General features: G+C 51.2%; 16 protein-coding genes. 8 read left to right on the top strand and 8 right to left on the bottom strand.

From position 1 onward, the window contains the following. The first annotated feature begins 214 nt into the window (after positions 1–214). Positions 215–685, top strand: coding sequence for a cupin domain-containing protein (locus PsW64_RS17590; protein ID WP_208980866.1), 471 nt, complete (start codon positions 215–217; stop codon positions 683–685). On the opposite strand, the gene ctlX is transcribed toward PsW64_RS17590, so the two are convergent. Continuing rightward, positions 678–1,655: a citrulline utilization hydrolase CtlX gene (ctlX, locus tag PsW64_RS17585; protein WP_208980865.1), complete on the bottom strand. Its 978-nt coding sequence runs from the start codon at positions 1,653–1,655 to the stop codon at positions 678–680. The genes PsW64_RS17590 and ctlX overlap by 8 nt on opposite strands. 437 nt (positions 1,656–2,092) lie before the next feature. Between ctlX and PsW64_RS17580 the strand changes: the two genes are divergently transcribed. The 3 genes from PsW64_RS17580 to PsW64_RS17570 all read left to right on the top strand — a co-directional run bounded on the left by PsW64_RS17580 (position 2,093) and on the right by PsW64_RS17570 (position 4,838). Next, positions 2,093–2,686, top strand: a complete 594-nt coding sequence (locus PsW64_RS17580; RefSeq protein ID WP_208980864.1) for an NAD(P)H-dependent oxidoreductase — start codon at positions 2,093–2,095, stop codon at positions 2,684–2,686. Between the two features lie 63 nt (positions 2,687–2,749). Further along, positions 2,750–3,538: a creatininase family protein gene (locus PsW64_RS17575; protein ID WP_082831178.1), complete on the top strand. Its 789-nt coding sequence runs from the start codon at positions 2,750–2,752 to the stop codon at positions 3,536–3,538. Between the two features lie 94 nt (positions 3,539–3,632). After that, on the top strand, positions 3,633–4,838 hold the full coding sequence (locus PsW64_RS17570) for a hypothetical protein (protein ID WP_063304404.1): 1,206 nt from the start codon (positions 3,633–3,635) through the stop codon (positions 4,836–4,838). A 98-nt stretch (positions 4,839–4,936) separates the two neighbouring features. Here PsW64_RS17570 and PsW64_RS17565 read toward each other — a convergent pair whose 3' ends face one another. Together PsW64_RS17565 and PsW64_RS17560 are read right to left on the bottom strand one after the other, a co-directional pair. Beyond that, entirely contained in the window at positions 4,937–5,593 is a 657-nt protein-coding gene (locus PsW64_RS17565; RefSeq protein WP_208980863.1) for a nucleotidyltransferase family protein, read from the bottom strand. Between the two features lie 340 nt (positions 5,594–5,933). Continuing rightward, positions 5,934–6,605, bottom strand: coding sequence for a nucleotidyltransferase family protein (locus tag PsW64_RS17560; protein ID WP_208980862.1), 672 nt, complete (start codon positions 6,603–6,605; stop codon positions 5,934–5,936). A 409-nt stretch (positions 6,606–7,014) separates the two neighbouring features. On the opposite strand from PsW64_RS17560, the gene pyrC reads away from it, so the two are divergent. Both pyrC and PsW64_RS17550 read left to right on the top strand, forming a co-directional pair. Next, a complete protein-coding gene (pyrC, locus tag PsW64_RS17555) occupies positions 7,015–8,061 on the top strand; it encodes a dihydroorotase (protein ID WP_063286651.1) in 1,047 nt (348 codons plus the stop codon). A 195-nt stretch (positions 8,062–8,256) separates the two neighbouring features. Further along, positions 8,257–8,952 carry an orotate phosphoribosyltransferase gene (locus PsW64_RS17550; protein ID WP_063304403.1) on the top strand — a complete coding sequence of 232 codons (696 nt, stop codon included), beginning with the start codon at positions 8,257–8,259 and terminating at the stop codon, positions 8,950–8,952. A gap of 142 nt (positions 8,953–9,094) precedes the next feature. Here the strand turns inward: PsW64_RS17550 and PsW64_RS17545 are convergent, their stop codons facing one another. Continuing rightward, positions 9,095–9,634, bottom strand: a complete 540-nt coding sequence (locus PsW64_RS17545; RefSeq protein WP_063286650.1) for a chloramphenicol phosphotransferase CPT family protein — start codon at positions 9,632–9,634, stop codon at positions 9,095–9,097. Between the two features lie 408 nt (positions 9,635–10,042). Here PsW64_RS17545 and PsW64_RS17540 point away from each other — a divergent pair, with 408 nt between their 5' ends. Continuing rightward, on the top strand, positions 10,043–12,916 hold the full coding sequence (locus PsW64_RS17540; RefSeq protein ID WP_063304402.1) for a M16 family metallopeptidase: 2,874 nt from the start codon (positions 10,043–10,045) through the stop codon (positions 12,914–12,916). A gap of 51 nt (positions 12,917–12,967) precedes the next feature. On the opposite strand, the gene PsW64_RS17535 is transcribed toward PsW64_RS17540, so the two are convergent. From PsW64_RS17535 to gstA, 3 genes are read right to left on the bottom strand one after another with little or no spacing between them, the layout of a single operon-like run. Continuing rightward, on the bottom strand, positions 12,968–13,189 hold the full coding sequence (locus PsW64_RS17535; protein WP_057461730.1) for a tautomerase family protein: 222 nt from the start codon (positions 13,187–13,189) through the stop codon (positions 12,968–12,970). Further along, complete coding sequence (locus PsW64_RS17530; protein WP_063304401.1) at positions 13,189–13,578, bottom strand: nuclear transport factor 2 family protein; 390 nt, start codon at positions 13,576–13,578, stop codon at positions 13,189–13,191. Before PsW64_RS17530 ends, PsW64_RS17535 begins: the two co-directional genes overlap by 1 nt. Next, positions 13,578–14,186: a glutathione transferase GstA gene (gene gstA, locus PsW64_RS17525; protein ID WP_063304400.1), complete on the bottom strand. Its 609-nt coding sequence runs from the start codon at positions 14,184–14,186 to the stop codon at positions 13,578–13,580. Before gstA ends, PsW64_RS17530 begins: the two co-directional genes overlap by 1 nt. A gap of 128 nt (positions 14,187–14,314) precedes the next feature. Between gstA and PsW64_RS17520 the strand changes: the two genes are divergently transcribed. Beyond that, on the top strand, positions 14,315–15,196 hold the full coding sequence (locus tag PsW64_RS17520) for a LysR family transcriptional regulator (protein WP_063304399.1): 882 nt from the start codon (positions 14,315–14,317) through the stop codon (positions 15,194–15,196). Positions 15,197–15,226: 30 nt separating this feature from the next. Here PsW64_RS17520 and PsW64_RS17515 read toward each other — a convergent pair whose 3' ends face one another. Then, a complete protein-coding gene (locus PsW64_RS17515) occupies positions 15,227–16,018 on the bottom strand; it encodes an MBL fold metallo-hydrolase (RefSeq protein ID WP_082831146.1) in 792 nt (263 codons plus the stop codon). Positions 16,019–16,126: the final 108 nt, after the last annotated feature.

Genomic DNA, 16,126 nt, shown 5'->3' with positions numbered 1-16,126 from the left:
ACTTATCCTCCTTCTATCAAATCTTATAAACGCAAACCAAAAAACTATCCCCGCCGAAGTGGGCCTACTGCTTATAGAAATGGCGAAAAATTCTGCGAGATGATTTTAGTTGCTTCTTATCAGCTGGCTTCATGGGGAGTTTAACATGCTCTCAAATCCCGGCACCTTGGATTTTCAGTTGAGCTATGTTCTGGCCGGAACATTGGAGGTCCCTATGAAGACCATTATACTCGCTGCGACCACACTGCTTTTTGCAGGCTTAGCTCTTCCTTCTGCTCAGGCCGGACAATGTCCTCCTGGCCAGGAAGGTTCAGCCATTGACGATAGCGCTCCAACGGAAAACTATTTGGTAGAGACTGAAGAGCTTGATGCTATCGATCTTGGCAAAGAGAAGGTCAACATCCCTGATCATAACCTTCGTATGCGGACCATTACGGTTCAACCGGGAGGACACGTTCTTTTACATGGTCATGAAAATCGACCGGCTCTGGCGCTGGTCACAGAAGGCGAGTTTGTTGAGTATAGTAATGAGTGCGGTGTGCCGGTCATTCATAAGCTTGGTGAAGTGATCAACGAAAACTCTGAGGTGCAGCATTGGGTCAAAAATAAAGGTGACACGCCAGCTGTTCTGACGGTCACCGATATTGTGGACTTAAGCGATACTCAGCAAGGAAACTTTAAGTAGCTTCAGTTTCCAGCTCAGGTTCAACTTCGCGCAGGTTGAGGTGGATGCCTGCCATAGCGCAGCGGGCTGAGCCGCCAGCTTGTTCAATGGTATCCAGCTTCAACTGAACAATCTTGGTGCTCTGCTCAATCAGATCGATCTGATCCTGATATAAAGAAGAGTATGCTCCCTCGGACATAGCAAGAAGCAAGCCTTCTGTTTTGCTATGCAACTCAATGGAACGTCCTGCACAGGCTTCAATTTGCTCGTTGCTCAACTGAACAACCTGACGTCCAGACCGCTCTAAACGACGAAGGATCTCTGCTTTTTTTGCAGGATCAGTGATCAAGTCTGATCCAATCAATGCGATGCCAGTGCCAATGCAAAGAATTTCATTGGTGTGAGTAACAGGCTTGCCATCAGTGTGTTGCGCCTCAAAAATCACCGGCTCATATTTGAAATGATCACAGAACTGTTCCAGAGCCTGCTGATTTGCATGACTTGACGGGACTGCATATACAACGCGCTCGACGTTATCGAACACCATTGCGCCCGTTCCTTCAAGGAACTGCTGCTCATCTTCCAGCTCTGAAAAATCAACTACATCCTGAACGCGGTATTCGGATTTAAGAAGCTCGATTACATCACTACGACGTTCTTTTCGACGGCTCTCCGCCTGCATTGGGTAGATGGTGACATAACCGCCTGCATGCGTTGACAGCCAATTGTTTAGAAAAACAGAGTGTGGTGTGTCACGAGACTTATCTTCGAACAGATGAACATCAACACCATGCCTACTCAACTCATCTGCTGCGGCAGAAATCTCAACATATGCCTGTTCTGCAAAATCGATGTCTTTTTGAGATTCACCAATAAGACTGCGAGAACTGCTCTGAGCTGCATCTTTGCTTGTGCTGAAAAACAAAGGACGGATCATAACAACGGCAGATGGAGCCTGAACGGATCGGAGAGTAGGTCTGTGGTTCGTCATTGGTTCTGCTTCTTTTTGATGAGTTACACAGTGCACCATTCATAGGGCGCAGATTATTTTTGGGAGGATTGGAAGCGGTTTTCATTTTTGATTGGCGATTTCGCTTCTTCTTACCGGGGCTCATCTCCTCCTGATGGCTCGCGGCTTGTTTTCTGAATTGGTCTTTCAGAAAGTACGCACTAAAAAATATACAAAATTGTGTAAATATTGAGGCATTACCCAAAAAGCACCGCTGAGTAAGCATAGTAAAACCAAGGAATACGTAGATTTATACTATTATTATCATCACGTTACAGAAAACATTAGCTGAGTTAGGGAGGATTACGAACTAGACGATTTTCATGCAATCATGATGATGAAACTCAATGAGAAGCCAGCCTCAACTCATTTAAGGCGTGGTAGAAATTGATAGAAAAACATTTGAACCGGATAAGAACATGCATGCGCTGATCGTCTATTGCCATCCAAACTCTGAGAGTTTCAGCAAGGCCATCCTTGAACAGGTGGTAGAGACACTCAGGCTTCAAGACGTCAGCATGGATCTCATTGATCTTTATGAGGAGGGTTTTCAGCCAGTCTTAACCAAGGGCGAGTTGGATAGCTATTTGGATACCTCCCTCAACCAGCAAGGTCTTGAGCCCCACATTGACGCATTGCAGCGCTGCGACACGCTCATCTTCATTTATCCAACCTGGTGGTATGGCTTGCCTGCCATGATCAAAGGATGGCTTGATCGCGTGCTGGTGCCGGGTGTTGCTTTTAAGCTGACTGAAGAGGGCGCGATCAAACCAAATTTGCAGAACATTAAGAAACTTGCCGTTTTTACCACCTGTGGTGCGCCAAGATGGCTTAGTTTTCTTATGGGCACGCCCGGCAAGAAAACCGTTTTGCGCGGCGTGCGTGTGCTTTGCAACCCATGGGTAAAAACCAGATACGCTGCCCATTACAACATGGACAGCTCTACTGAAACCTCAAGGCTTCGCCATTTAAAGGTGATTGATCGAAAAACCCGAAGCCTTTGCAAAGCTTAGCCCCTCCTCTCAGGCCAAATTGAAATGGTCTGCGGAAAGCGACTGACTCTAGAGGTGTCTGCCATGTTTCCTCGACGCTATTGGATGGATTTTAAAACCACAGACTTTGAGAATATTGATGCTCAAAGGACGATTGCGATTTTGCCGACAGCTGCTGTTGAGCAACATGGTCCCCATCTCCCGCTTGGCGTGGACACATACATTAATGAGGGTATGCTAGAGACCTTGTGCGCTCGTGCACCGGAAACGCTGGACTTCCGTATTTTGCCTTTACAATGCATTGGGAAGTCTGATGAGCATATTCATGCGCCGGGGACACTGTCGCTAAGAGCCGACACAGCGGCAAAACATTGGATTGACATTGGCACTTCGGTTGCGGCCTGTGGCATCCGGAAAATGATCATTGCCAACTCTCATGGTGGGAACCTGGACTTGATCGGCATTGTCGCGCGGGAGCTTCGCATTCGCTGCAAGATGTTGGTTGGCAAATGTCATTGGTCCAGCTTTGGAGCACCAAACGGGCTGTTTAGCGAGGAAGAACTGAAGTTTGGGCTGCATGGAGGCGATGAGGAAACTTCGTTAATGCTGCATTTTCGGGCAGACCTTGTTGACATGTTACACGCACAAGATTTTCGCTCGACAGCTCAAGATCTTGATGAAAATGCCCGGTTGGGGCCAACCGGGCTCCCTTCTTATGGCTGGATTGCTTCTGATTTGAACCCGCATGGGACAGTGGGAAATGCTGCAAATGCAAGTTCAGAAAAAGGGCGTTTGACCGCCGAGCATCAAGTGGATGGTTTTATTGAGTTTTTACAAGAGACAACGGATTTCGACATCAATCGGTTTGATTAATGTTTCCTGTTGCTAGCTTTGGCGAAATTCTTTGAAGCAACCAGGAGAACCTGTTTTAATTGGTTTTAGTCAGTACTGTATGTGGAGTTGAGCAATGCAATTTCTAAAAGTGATTTCAGTTTTTTTGCTCACACTTTTCAGTACGCCAAGTATCAGTTTTGCAGCAGACAGTCTCAGCCTTTCAGGCGGGCAACAATGGCTTGTTTTTGCCAGCAAACAGGATGCGACCGAAGCTGTGCAGCTGGCGGAAGGCTTTCAAGAAGCTCTGCAAGGGACACCCTATCAAGATAAAGTGCGGGTGGTTCGCTCAGAAAACGGCTGGTTTGGTGTGGTTGTTGGCCCTGTAAACTTTAAAAACCTTCAATTGGCGCGCCAGCAGATTGCAATTGATTTGCCTGAGGATGCTTATCTGTCTCACGGGCGCCGCTACTTGGAGACTGTCTGGCCCGCCAGAAACTTGCGTTTTGGAGAGTTTGAAGCGCAGAACCACTTTTCTCTGAAACTCGAAAAGCTGCATGTTGATGCAGGCCTCATCACGGAACAGGCTGACCCAAATGATGAATTCTCAAAGAATTCAAAGGTGCAGGTTGTTGGATGGATTGGGCAGAATAAAGTGTTCTCGTTTGAGACGGAGCCAAGTTATTTTCCTCAGTACGGCCAGAGCGTTGAAGTTATTCGCCTTGCCAAGGAGACTGAGTTTCCTCAGGTCGTGATCAAGCGATTTACGGGTGGGGCGCATTGCTGCGTGGAGCAACAGATCATCACGCAAAATCGAGAGGGAAGCTGGGTGATGGTTCAGGGTGCGGTGTTGGATGGCGGATATGGCTATAGCTTTGAGGACTTGGATGGTGACGGCACACTTGAGCTTGTGAGTGCGGACAACAGCTTCTTTTATCTTTTCGCGCCATACGCAGGCAGTTTTGCGCCGCTTTACATTGAAAAGCTCTATTACGACGAAATCACCGATGTGAACATGGACTCTGTCTATCAGCCTGCCTTTCGAAAAGAGCTGGCTTATCTCGAGGAGTTGGCTGGCTCTGAGAAGTCGCTTTGGGGCGAGAATGGTTTCCTTGCAGGTTGGGCAGCTCTTCGGGCGCGGTTGGGAGACGGGATGGAGGCTATCGCACAAGCCACAGAGAAAAGCCGGAGTGACCAAGAAGATTTCCGGAAGTATGCCTGCCCGGATGGCTCGCCAAGTTCAAAGTGCGATTACGAGAATGCAGTTGCCCTGCCGTTTCCGGTTGGTTTGACCGTACATTTGATAGAAAGAGGCTATTTGCCAGTTCAGCCGCTTCGTTAGGACACAGCTCATTCACGTGCGAAGATCTATCTCTTTGTTTGCACGCGTATTCCTGCCTGGAGGCCGAAACACCTTTTGGGAAAACGCCCCAGCACAAGCTATCTGAGGGCAACTCCCGGCCACATGGCTTCCACGCGGCGGAGTTTATAGAGGAAGTGCTCTTCATCGCAGTATCCGGTATTGCGTTCCATCTTCATTGAAAAAACGCCAGACAAACCGAACGGTGCCAGAACGGTGAAGGTTCCGTTGGTCTCTAAGCGGACGCCGAGCGCATAGGTTTGGACGGGATCGCGTACCAAAGCTTCTGCAGTGCATGTGACTGGTGTTCCATTGCTCATCCGCTCGCTGTCATGATGGTTGACATGACCTGCCTGATTGGACAGGTGCACCTGATAAGGCCCAGCGCTCAGGATCTGACGGATATGGCGCAGGTAGGTGGCTTCTTTTTCGAGGGCTTGTTCTGATGGATCGTAGTAGGTGATGTAGAGCTGGTGATTTCCCGCCATGGCGGGCTTGCCCTTCAACGCAGTCCAAAGAGGCCATGCGATGGAGGGACCGGAGATGCACCAGTCCGGCAGGCGGAGGGATCTGATGCCCTTCATTGCGGAAATCAGATGCGCGTTGGAGCGCAGGACCAGCTCAAGTAACCGCTTGCGATCCTCCTCACTGGTGAGTTGAGGGTCCGCAAGCGTTGCCTGATCCAGGTACTCCAAGTTGGCATTGGCCAAAGCTGAGTGACGCACTAATTTTGGCATAGCCCTGATGACGCCTGCACCGGTTCATCTCAGAGTATCGGGTGATCAAACCGGATCACTGGTGATGCTCTGACATTTCATGTTTATGCATATCCTGATCCAAAGACTGAAAGCCATGCCTTGGGGAGATGCTCTACTCTTTCTAACTACTAAAAGATTCCAATGAGATAATCCATTGGTGGGTTGGGCCTTGGTAAACAATGTTGAGGATCAATTGCAGGTCGCTTGTTGTTATGGTTCGGTTCGTTATCTCAATTCTTACAAGTGGTTGGCGTGCAAAAGCCCGCTTTTGAGATCGAAAAGCGGGCTTTTGGGTAGGCGGATAAAATTTGGGGGCAGCCTACCAAGGGACGATTGTTAGTTCTGGCCAGTGCTTGGTGAGACGGTTGGCTTTGCGGGTGAAGGTTTCTTCGTTGGGCAGGACTTTGTTTGGGAGCATCTGCATTTGGAAGATGGGTTCCAGTCCGAAGGGGGCTTCGATCTGCAGGCGGTCATCGTCGTGCAGGCGGGCGGCGACGGAGTGGGTTGTTGAAGCGTAGTAGAGGAGAGACTCCAGCGAGCAGCCTAGTTTGGGGTAGTCCATGCCGAAGTGCTTGGGGAACCAGAGGTGCACGCGGGCCTGATTGCGGATTTCAACTGGAAGCCCCAGCGGTTCGCAAGCTTTGGCGAGGCTGGTGATCACACGGTCTTCGGCCTCGTAGGACGTGTCAGCCTCATCATGGTAGATCAGGTCGTAGTCTTTGATGCCGTGTCCGGCCTCCCTGCCCGTCAGTGCGTTCCAGACACTTTGGTAGATTGCGCCTGACGCGAGCCAGGCATCTGGCAACCGGGCGTCACGCAGGGTCTTCAGCAGATCATAGAGCACGGTTGAGCGGATGACCTCTTCGATAAAGTACACGCGCCCCTGCTCACCTGCGCCATGGTGAACAGGGGAAACACGTGATGGCAAGGAGGTGATCTTCTCCTTGAGAGTTGAATGGCCGGATGAGGCGAAGGTCGTGAAAACTGACATGGACACGATTTTCATTTGAAAGAGATCAAGCTGTGAAGACTGCCGTAACGACTCGCCTGCAAAAACCAGAACTAAAAGTGAATTAACTTAGTACATAACAGGAACATTATGATAATCCACCCACCAGATCAATCCATGTAAATTTGGGGCTTGGCGACCTGTGAGAATTGACAGGTAGATTCGCATAGGATTTGTGCGGGGCACTTTGAAACTATGAAGATGTGGATAGTGGGAAGTACCTAGCTGCGTACTTTTCGCAATGTTACGCAGCGCATTTCACCCGAAGGGCTAGTTCCCATAACTACGTATTTGTGCGAGATGCTCGAAAGCATCAGTTTTTCCTTGAGATTTGGTGGCATTGGGCAGTAAACCGGTGTCGCGCAGCCTTTCGACCACACGGAGCATGAAGATGACCGAGACCCGCCTGACCATTAGACGGCCTGATGACTGGCACCTGCACTTACGTGATGGCGAGATGCTGAAGGCCGTTCTGCCGTCAACTTCTGCAAACTTTGGCCGCGCGATCATCATGCCTAATCTGGTCCCACCTGTTGTCACCAGCAAGGATACTGCCGGGTATCGGGATCGCATTCTGGCAGCCATGCCAGAGGGGCACGACTTCACTCCCCTCATGACGCTTTATCTCACAGAGACCACCGATGCGGATGATCTGGAGCAGGCAGCCAAGTCTGGTCTGGTGACTGCGGTGAAGCTTTATCCTGCTGGCGCGACAACCAACTCGCAAAGTGGTGTGCGCGACTTTGATAAGGTGGCGGGTGTTCTGGAACGCATGGCCGAGATCGGTTTGCCGCTTCTGGTCCATGGTGAGGTCACAACGTCTGACGTGGACATCTTTGATCGTGAAGCAGTGTTCATTGAGACTGTGCTGGACCCGATCCGCCGCAAGTTCCCTAAGCTGAAAGTGGTGATGGAGCACATCACCACGGAAGAAGGCGTCAATTATGCCAAGTCTGGTGGTGACAATCTGGCGGCGACGATCACGACGCACCACCTGATCATCAACCGGAATGACATTCTGGTCGGCGGCATCAAGCCTCACTTCTACTGCCTGCCTGTGGCGAAGCGTGAGAAACACCGCCTTGCGCTGCGTGCTGCGGCCACTTCTGGCGATGCCCGTTTCTTCCTTGGAACGGACAGCGCCCCGCATCTTGACCAGAACAAGCTGTGTGAGTGTGGCTGTGCTGGCATCTTCTCCGCACCAAATACCATGAGCTGTCTGGCACATGTGTTTGAGCAGGAAGGCGCACTCGACAAGCTTGAGGCATTTTCCTCTCTCAATGGTCCGGCGTTTTATGGCATGGCACCAAACGAGGCGACCATTGATCTGGTAAAGGCCGATGAAAAGGTCAGTTACCCGCCGAGTATTCCAACACCGGACGGGCCGGTGACCCTCTTCAATCCGGGATTTGATATATTCTGGAAGGTTGAGACCTAAAGATGAGTTTCAAAGCAGTTTGCACCTAATATGGCCGGGGCAAGCTGCTTTTTTTTGACGTGAATGCGTGCGATGCCAGCTCCCTGTCATCCCACACATTCCAGATCTTTGTTTTCGCGCGTATTCTTATCCGAAAACCGGAACCACTTTTCGGGAATACGCTCTAAACCACCTACTGTGACTTGAGGGACAGCGATGTTTTCCAATTCTTTTCCTGACCGCGAAGTGATGGCGGAACTGACCGCAAAAATGCTCATGGAAATCAAGGCGGTGAACTTCCGTCCAGAAGAGCCGTACATTCTGGCATCCGGTCTTGCGAGCCCGGTTTACATCGACTGCCGTAAACTGATCTCCTACCCGCGCATTCGTGGCACCCTGATGGAGTTTGCCGTGGCAACCCTGCTGCGTGATGCGGGCTTTGAGAAGTTTGATGCGATTGCAGGCGGTGAGACGGCTGGTATTCCGTTTGCTGCGTGGATTGCAGACAAAATGGCACTGCCAATGCAGTATGTGCGCAAAAAGCCAAAGGGTTATGGCCGTGATGCGCAGATCGAAGGTGATATTCACGAGGGGCAGAACGTTCTGCTGGTGGAAGACCTGACCACCGATGGCGGGTCCAAGATCAAGTTCTGCGAAGCACTGCGCAAGGCGGGTGCGGAAGTGACCGACACGCTGGTGGTGTTCTACTACGACATCTTTCCGGAAACGAAAGGCAAGCTGGCAGAGCATGGCGTGAACCTGCACTACCTTGCTACATGGCACGACATCCTGCGCGTTTGCCGCACAAACGATTACTTCTCAGCTGAGAAGGTGAGTGAAGTTGAGAAGTTCCTCAATAATCCGCTGGAATGGTCCGCAGCCAACGGCGGTGTCAGCGAACTGCCGCTCTAAGCAGTTCTTTAGCCAGACATATTGGTTTCATGAAAACGCAGGGCCTTTGCTCTGCGTTTTTAGTTGGCAGGCTTAGCCGTATTAACAACTCTAATTCAGTTTCAAAGCCTCAGCCATCTAAACCATGCAACAATCGGCACCCTCACCGCGTCGCAAATTCAGATTTTCTAATGCCGGAGCGCCACCCTTCAAGAATGGCTGTTACATTGTGTTCTGTTGATGCGGTGTTTCTGATCTCAAGATCGTAAACACGATCAACATGGACTGAGTGGAAATCTTGCTCTGCACTCCCGATGGGTCGGTCTCCTCTGGCGATTTCACGTTGCTTCAACGCTTCTAAATCACAATGCAAACCAACAAAGTATACATCAAACGGCTGAAACAGCTCTTTTAGCTCCGGAAGCCAATCAGGATTGTCGAGAATATGCTCCACAATCAGATTATTGCCAGCATGGGCATACGCAGCTAGTGATGCGTGAAAGCCTTCAAAGAATGCTTTTCTCAGGTTGGACCAATTAAAATCCCCATTTTTGAAGCGTTTCGTCGGCAGTACTCCCCCATCCCGCAGATGATCGATTGAAATATGCCAGAACGGCAGCTCAATCGCGTTTTGCAGCGCAACTGCAGTGGTTGACTTTCCGCTACTTGAGGGACCGTGCAGAATAATAATTTGCCCGTTCATATTGGTATTCCATAAAAAATCAAAAGCTTAGAAATGCGGACTGATCTCATAAATCCAGAGAGCCCGTGGATGGCGAGTCAGCCAACCAAAATCATTGCACACTTAAATCTGATACCAAACCAACCATAGTTTTTTATCCACCTGCGCTGCTTTGCCACAAAAGCAACATGAACCAAAAGCATATGAAAAACAGCAAAGTTTATGATAATTACGCAGATGTAGCTTTTATGAGGTGAAGACCTCGCGGGTACTCGGGTTCAGCTTAGGAATTATTTTGTGACGGGCTTCAACAAAGTCTGCAAAACCTGCGCGCTGAAGCATGGGGGTGTGCTTTCGTGAACATCTTCACACCGGGAACACCAATACAAGAGCACATAGGCAATTTGGGCAGGGCGCAGGGAAACAACAATGCACGTAATCAGACACCTTATGGTGCCAGCACTGCTGAGCACTGGACTGGTCTTTTCTGTTCCTGTTTATGCGCAGGATGCCGCGGCCCCTCAGCCCAAGCCGGCGTTGCAGGTTGCTCAAGATCAGCAGTCCTATTGGTTTCCTGAGACTGACCTTAAACTGCATCCCAGAATAATCTCTCGTCAGCTGCCCAATGGTATGCGGTATTTGCTGGTTCAGAGCCAATCCCCCAAGAACCAGATTGAGGTTCGTATGGCGGTTGATGCTGGCTCTTCCTTGGAAAAAGGGTTGGAACCGGGTGCTGCTCACTATTTGGAGCATATGGCGTTTAACGGTTCTACCAATGTGCCGGAAGGCGAGATGGTGGCCTTGCTGGAGCGCGCGGGACTGGCGTTTGGCGCTGGAACCAATGCAGCGACCACATTGAACAGCACCACATACCGCCTTTCCCTGCCCTCAGCTGATGCGGAGTTGCTGGACACTGCGCTGTTTATTATGCGTGAGACAGCAAGTGAACTGACGCTCTCAACAAGTGCTATTGACCGTGAGCGCGGTGTTGTCGCCTCTGAAGTGCGCGGCAATTACGGTCCGAGCTATGACGCGCTGGTTGCCAGATTTGATTACCTTTATCCGGGCATTAAACAGCGCACCTTGCTGCCGGTTGGCACAATGGACGGCATTGATGCCGTTGACCAGGCAACCCTGCGCGATTTTTATGAGAGCTATTACACGCCCGGTCGGACCACAGTGGTTGTGACTGGCGATATTGATGTTGAAGCAACAGAAGCTGCTATTCAAAAGCACTTTGCGGATTGGGAGCGCCCTGCGAATGCAGAGCAGCTGGACAGCGAAGAGCCGGATTTTGGGAGATTGAAGGTTGCCGAAGCCCCGCGTGCTGCGCTTTTTGTAGAACCGTCTTTGCCTACCGTGTTGAGCATCTATCTCGTCAAACCTTCTCAAGAGCTGATTGATAACCAACAAAACCGCATTCAGAACACGCTGCGCAGGATCGGGATCAGTATTTTGAAAGAGCGGCTGCGTGATGCAGCCCTTGCCTCTCACGATACTATGGTCACTGCCGGCACGGATTATTACAGCGAGGACTTTGCCGACACCGTTGTTGCCAGCGCGACCGTTGCCACCGACAAGTGGCAGGACGGTTTTGCGTTGCTGGAGCAGAAACTTCGGCAAACACTGGCTTATGGCGTGACACAGGAAGAAGTTGACCGGCAGTTGGTGAACCGGCTCAACTCACTGGAAGTTGCGGTGAAAGCGGAAGAGACTATTCCAAACCGTGCAATCGCCAATGTACTCGTGCGCGATGTGCTCAATGAGAGCGTCACCACATCCTCTGCTGATGATCTGGCCTTCTTCCAGAAACACTTTTCTGATCTGAAAGCGCGGCAAGTCTCAAAGGCACTGCTTGAGCTTTGGGAAGGCGCAAAACCAAACCTGTTTATGACGACTGCCGAGGCCTTTCCAAATGCTGAAGAGACCATTCTTTCCGTGTTTGAAGAAAGCCAGAAGCAGCCAGTTGCAGCCTTTGAAGCCAAGTCGCTGACTAGCTTTGACTATGAAAGCTTTGGCCCCAAAGGCAAAGTTGCCCAGCAGACAATTAGCAGTTTTGGGCAAATCCGCTCTTACACTTTTGAAAACGGCGTGGTGCTGAACTTCAAGCGGACGGACTTTGACAAGGGTAAGGTGTTTGTGTCCCTGCGCACGGGGCGCGGTATTGAAGACCTGCCAGCTGATAAAGATGGTTTGGCCGGTTTCTTCCAGAGCGCGTTTATTGTTGGTGGTCTTGGCAAGTACTCGGTTGCTGATCTGGACAAGGTTCTTTCTGGTACACAAGTTGGCGTTGGTCTTTCCTTTGGCGAAGATGGAATTTCCGGGCAATATGGAACGACGCCGGACGATCTGAAGCTGCAATTGCAGGTGGTCGCGGCGTATCTAACAGATCCGGCTTATCGTCCTGAAGGGCAAGCGTTTTACCAAAAGAGCCTGAAAGAGACCTACAAGAATTCCCGCAGCTCTGCTGAAGCTGTTCGTGGCCGCGAGTTCTCCCGCATTTTGCATAGCGGCGACAAACGCTGGGGTGCAGGAAGTGAAGAAGCTCTGCTGGAGCGGAACTATGAGGAGTTGAAGCCAATCATCTCCCGCATCGCTCAAAAGGGCCCGATCGAGATTGGTATTGTAGGCGATCTTGAGGTCCAAACCGCTCTGGATGCGGTTGCCGAGACTTTCGGTGCTTTGCAGCAATCCTTTGAGGCGCCAAAGCATAGCTACGCAACTGGTATTGAGTTTCCGGAGGCGCAGGCTGTATCTTTGACCCATGAGGGTGACAGTGACGCGGCGCTTTTGCAGCATTATTGGAAAACCAGCGATGATGCAGATGCAACGCAGAGCTATACGCTGCAGTTGTTGCAGGGCGTCATAGAGCTTCGTCTGCGCGATAAACTGCGTGAGGCTATGGGCGCGACTTACAGCCCTTATGCGTTCAGCATGAACTCCAATACAATCAAAGGGTTTGGCTATATTGGAATGTCCAGCAAGTTGAAACTGGATGATGTGGATGCGGCGGAGACTGTTTATCAGGATATCGTCAAAGAGCTGCAGGTGAAGGGCAACATCACAGCGGATGAGTTGCTGCGTGCGCGTCAACCTATTCTGGAAGCCATGAACAATGCCGAACACAGCAATGGATTGTGGTTTGAACTGGCAAGTCAGGCTGTAAGCTATCCTGAGGCAATCCAGCGCTATCAGAATTACACGACAATTCTGGAGCAGATCACCCCGGACGATCTGGTCGTGGCAGCATCGGATTTTCTGGTGCCAGACCGGAATGTGACGCTGAAGATTCTGCCGAAATAGAGCTAACTGAAAAACGCAGGGTTTGGGCCCTGCGTTTTTGTTTGAGGTGCTTTAAGAGACTTGCTGGCGATACTGGATGACTGGCAGGCCGCCAATGCCCCAATCCTCAAGGGCAACCTCATCAATCACCACAAAGGTCGTGCTCGGTTTTTTGTTGAGTACGCGGGACAGAAGCTCTGTTACGCCTTGGATCAACTCGGCTTTTTCGTCTGCGGTTGGACCTTTGCCATCCGGCCCACCTTCCCTGGTGATCTTGATGTTTACATATGGCATCAGCTTGCCTCCGGCTTTGCGATGTAAGTGAAGATCTTGGTCATGATCCGCCAACCGTGCTGGTCTTTGGTCAGGGTGAGGAAGTCCAGATACTCGCGGTTCATCATGGTCATTGAGGCTTTGACGAAGGCCATTTGAGAGCCGCCAAATTCCATTGAGTGGATGCGGTCCTGTCGCGGTGCCCCTTTGCTTGCGGGCGGGATACGGCGATCCACCATTTCGAAGTACTCGCTCAGGGACTTATGCATGTAGTCCCCTTCGATCATGTTGACGTAGCGCGCATCGGGGTGAAACACCTCAGCCAGAGCCTTGGTGTCGGCGTGGTAGAGGCCGTCAAAGTAGCCTGTCATCACCTTCTGAACTTCTGCAATGGCTTGTGGGTTGCTCATCAGATCAGGCCTTCAGCTTTCATTGCTGCCTGTGCCGATGGGCGCTGGCTTGTGCGCTGGACAAAAGCAGCGAGGGACGGCCAGTTGATCAGATCGACGCCGACGAAATTCGACCAGTTGCAGACGACGAACAGATAAGCATCTGCAACAGAGAACTCCGCGCCCAGGAGATAGGCTCTGCCGTCACTGAACAGAGCCTCCAGATAGTTGAACTTGGCGGCAACGTTCTTTGCGGCCTTTTCCTTGTCCTGTGTCGTTGCTGATGCGGTGAAGAACGGGGTGAATGCTTTATGGAGTTCTGAGCTGGTGAAGTTCAAGTACTCCTGCAAACGCGTACGGGCAACGGTTCCAGCTGCTGGAGCAAGCCCGTGTTGCGGGTGATTGTCTGCGAGGTATTGGAGGATTGCAGCGCCTTCGGTGAGCACTTCTCCAGACGCCAGCTGGAGGGCCGGAACATAGCCTTTCGGGTTGATGGTTTTGAAATCCACGCCCGTGCTGGTCTTCCCTGCATCGGTGTCTACGCTGTCGATCTCGTAGGCGGCTGAGATCTCATTCAGCGTGATGTGTGTTGCCAGGGAACATGCGCCGGGTTTGTAAAACAGTTTCATTGGAAGCTCTTTCCTCAAGATGTTTGTTATCAGGCTTTGAGGAAGTAATGCCTCTCATGATTAATTGATAATATTGAATATTCACGATAATGATTAGAAATTCAGATCATCTTGAGTGAGCGTATTCTATGACTTATGAGCAGCTGGTTGTTTTGCATGCGATTGTGACAGAAGGAACTTTTCGCGGTGCGGCGGATCACCTGCACAAGTCTCAGTCCGCAATCAGCCACATGCTCAAGAAGTTAGAGGCCGAGATTGATATGGTTCTGCTGTCCAGAGAAGCGTATCGGCCTAAACTGACGCCTGCGGGAGAGGTCTTTTACCGGCAAGCCATCCGTGTGATGCAGCAGATGAATGAGCTGGGTAGTTTGGCGAAAACGCTGAATGCAACACAGGAGGCTGAAGTCTCGCTGGCGATTGCGGCAACGTTGCCGTTACAGCGCGTTCTTGAGGTTATTGGCCATGTGCGGGCGAAGTTTCCGGCAACCCATATTCACCTGTCGCGCGAGAGCATGAGTGGCCCGATTGAACGGCTGCTCCATGACCGGGCTGATATTATTATCGCCAGCATGGATGGTGTGCCCGTTGAACAGGTGGAAGCGGTGTCATTTGCGGATGTAACCATCCTGCCTGTTGCGCACCCCGCGTTTGAACCTGCGCAGAGTAAGCATATGAAAACCATAGCTGAAATGCAGACATATACGCAGATTATCGTGGCAGACAGCGGCAGCGGGGCCCTCAGCCAAAGCCGGGATTTGTTGCCGGGTGGTTTGCGTTGGACGGTGACGGACTTTGCCGCCAAGAAGGAGATCCTACAGGCCAAGCTCGGTTGGGGTGGCATTCCCGAGCACATGATCATCGAGGAACTGGCGCGTGGTGAACTGGTTCAGCTGAACGTTGAAGGCTTCCAGCCACGTCAGTCCCGCCTGTTTCAGATCCGCAAGCGCGACAGAGACGTTGGCGTTGTCGCGCAAGCCATCTGGGATGACCTGATGGGAACCGAGGGCTGAGCAGGCACACTCCAGATCGCCTCATTACGGTCAGGCGAACTCCGGCTGTTTGCTGAACGTGAGTGTTTCGCCGTCTGCCGGGATCAGGAGTTTGTCGCTGACACCAGATTTTTGTGCCAGATCCCGCAGCTGCGTTCGCTTTACAGGGCAATGGTTTATGGCCTCCAGATGGTTGGCGATAACTTGTCCCGGCGCTAGTCTGATGAACTCCATGATCTCATCCAGCGACATGAGGATGTCCTTGCCGATATCCAGACTTGCGTTGCCTGCTGCGACAACTGCGATGTCGGGCCTCAGGGTTTTGAGGCAGTGGCGGACATCTTTGGTGAGGACAGTGTCGCCGGAAATGTAGAGCGAAGGTGCATCGGGCAGCTCGAGAAAGTAACCCACGCCGGGGCCCATGAATCTCGCAATCCAGCCGTAGCCGTGAACCGTTGGGATTGGGGTGATGTAACCGTCGAAGAAGGGTTGGCGTTGCTCATCCTTCAGCGGCACGGTGGGAATTCCCCTTTTCCCAATGAAACTCTCATCATCCAAACGGCAGTAGGTCGGGATTTTCTTGGAGAGCAGAAGTTTCTTTGCTGCGCCATCCAAATGATCTGAATGGCCGAGCTGACAATGCGTTACCAGTGCCGCAGTAAGCCCTTCAAGGTGCTGCTGCGCACCATCAGGCAGCGGAACCATCGGATTTCTCCGGCTTTTATGTCGGATGAAGCTGTAGCTTGGCAGTGATCCAACCTTACCCAACATGGGATCAACCAGTATGCGGTGTTGCTTGTGCTCAATGATGAGGGTTGCATTGCGAAGAAAGTGAAGTTTCATCCTGACCTACTGCTCTAACCTGACCTTGGTCCGTTGATCCTAGTTTTTGGCAGGAAATTTGATATAGTCCGACTAGACACAAATCATACATAATCCGCCACATGAGAT

Origin of the sequence: Pseudovibrio sp. W64, assembly GCF_001623145.1 — a bacterium.
Lineage (GTDB): Bacteria > Pseudomonadota > Alphaproteobacteria > Rhizobiales > Stappiaceae > Pseudovibrio.
This window is presented reverse-complemented; position numbering and strand designations above follow the sequence as displayed.

Bases quoted from the DNA above. Each gene is read 5' to 3' on its own strand.
- PsW64_RS17590 (WP_208980866.1), top strand. From the start codon at position 215: ATGAAGACCATTATACTCGCTGCGACCACACTGCTTTTTGCAGGCTTA.
- ctlX (WP_208980865.1), bottom strand. From the start codon at position 1,655: ATGACGAACCACAGACCTACTCTCCGATCCGTTCAGGCTCCATCTGCC.
- PsW64_RS17580 (WP_208980864.1), top strand. From the start codon at position 2,093: ATGCATGCGCTGATCGTCTATTGCCATCCAAACTCTGAGAGTTTCAGC.
- PsW64_RS17575 (WP_082831178.1), top strand. From the start codon at position 2,750: ATGTTTCCTCGACGCTATTGGATGGATTTTAAAACCACAGACTTTGAG.
- PsW64_RS17570 (WP_063304404.1), top strand. From the start codon at position 3,633: ATGCAATTTCTAAAAGTGATTTCAGTTTTTTTGCTCACACTTTTCAGT.
- PsW64_RS17565 (WP_208980863.1), bottom strand. From the start codon at position 5,593: ATGCCAAAATTAGTGCGTCACTCAGCTTTGGCCAATGCCAACTTGGAG.
- PsW64_RS17560 (WP_208980862.1), bottom strand. From the start codon at position 6,605: ATGTCAGTTTTCACGACCTTCGCCTCATCCGGCCATTCAACTCTCAAG.
- pyrC (WP_063286651.1), top strand. From the start codon at position 7,015: ATGACCGAGACCCGCCTGACCATTAGACGGCCTGATGACTGGCACCTG.
- PsW64_RS17550 (WP_063304403.1), top strand. From the start codon at position 8,257: ATGTTTTCCAATTCTTTTCCTGACCGCGAAGTGATGGCGGAACTGACC.
- PsW64_RS17545 (WP_063286650.1), bottom strand. From the start codon at position 9,634: ATGAACGGGCAAATTATTATTCTGCACGGTCCCTCAAGTAGCGGAAAG.
- PsW64_RS17540 (WP_063304402.1), top strand. From the start codon at position 10,043: ATGCACGTAATCAGACACCTTATGGTGCCAGCACTGCTGAGCACTGGA.
- PsW64_RS17535 (WP_057461730.1), bottom strand. From the start codon at position 13,189: ATGCCATATGTAAACATCAAGATCACCAGGGAAGGTGGGCCGGATGGC.
- PsW64_RS17530 (WP_063304401.1), bottom strand. From the start codon at position 13,578: ATGAGCAACCCACAAGCCATTGCAGAAGTTCAGAAGGTGATGACAGGC.
- gstA (WP_063304400.1), bottom strand. From the start codon at position 14,186: ATGAAACTGTTTTACAAACCCGGCGCATGTTCCCTGGCAACACACATC.
- PsW64_RS17520 (WP_063304399.1), top strand. From the start codon at position 14,315: ATGACTTATGAGCAGCTGGTTGTTTTGCATGCGATTGTGACAGAAGGA.
- PsW64_RS17515 (WP_082831146.1), bottom strand. From the start codon at position 16,018: ATGAAACTTCACTTTCTTCGCAATGCAACCCTCATCATTGAGCACAAG.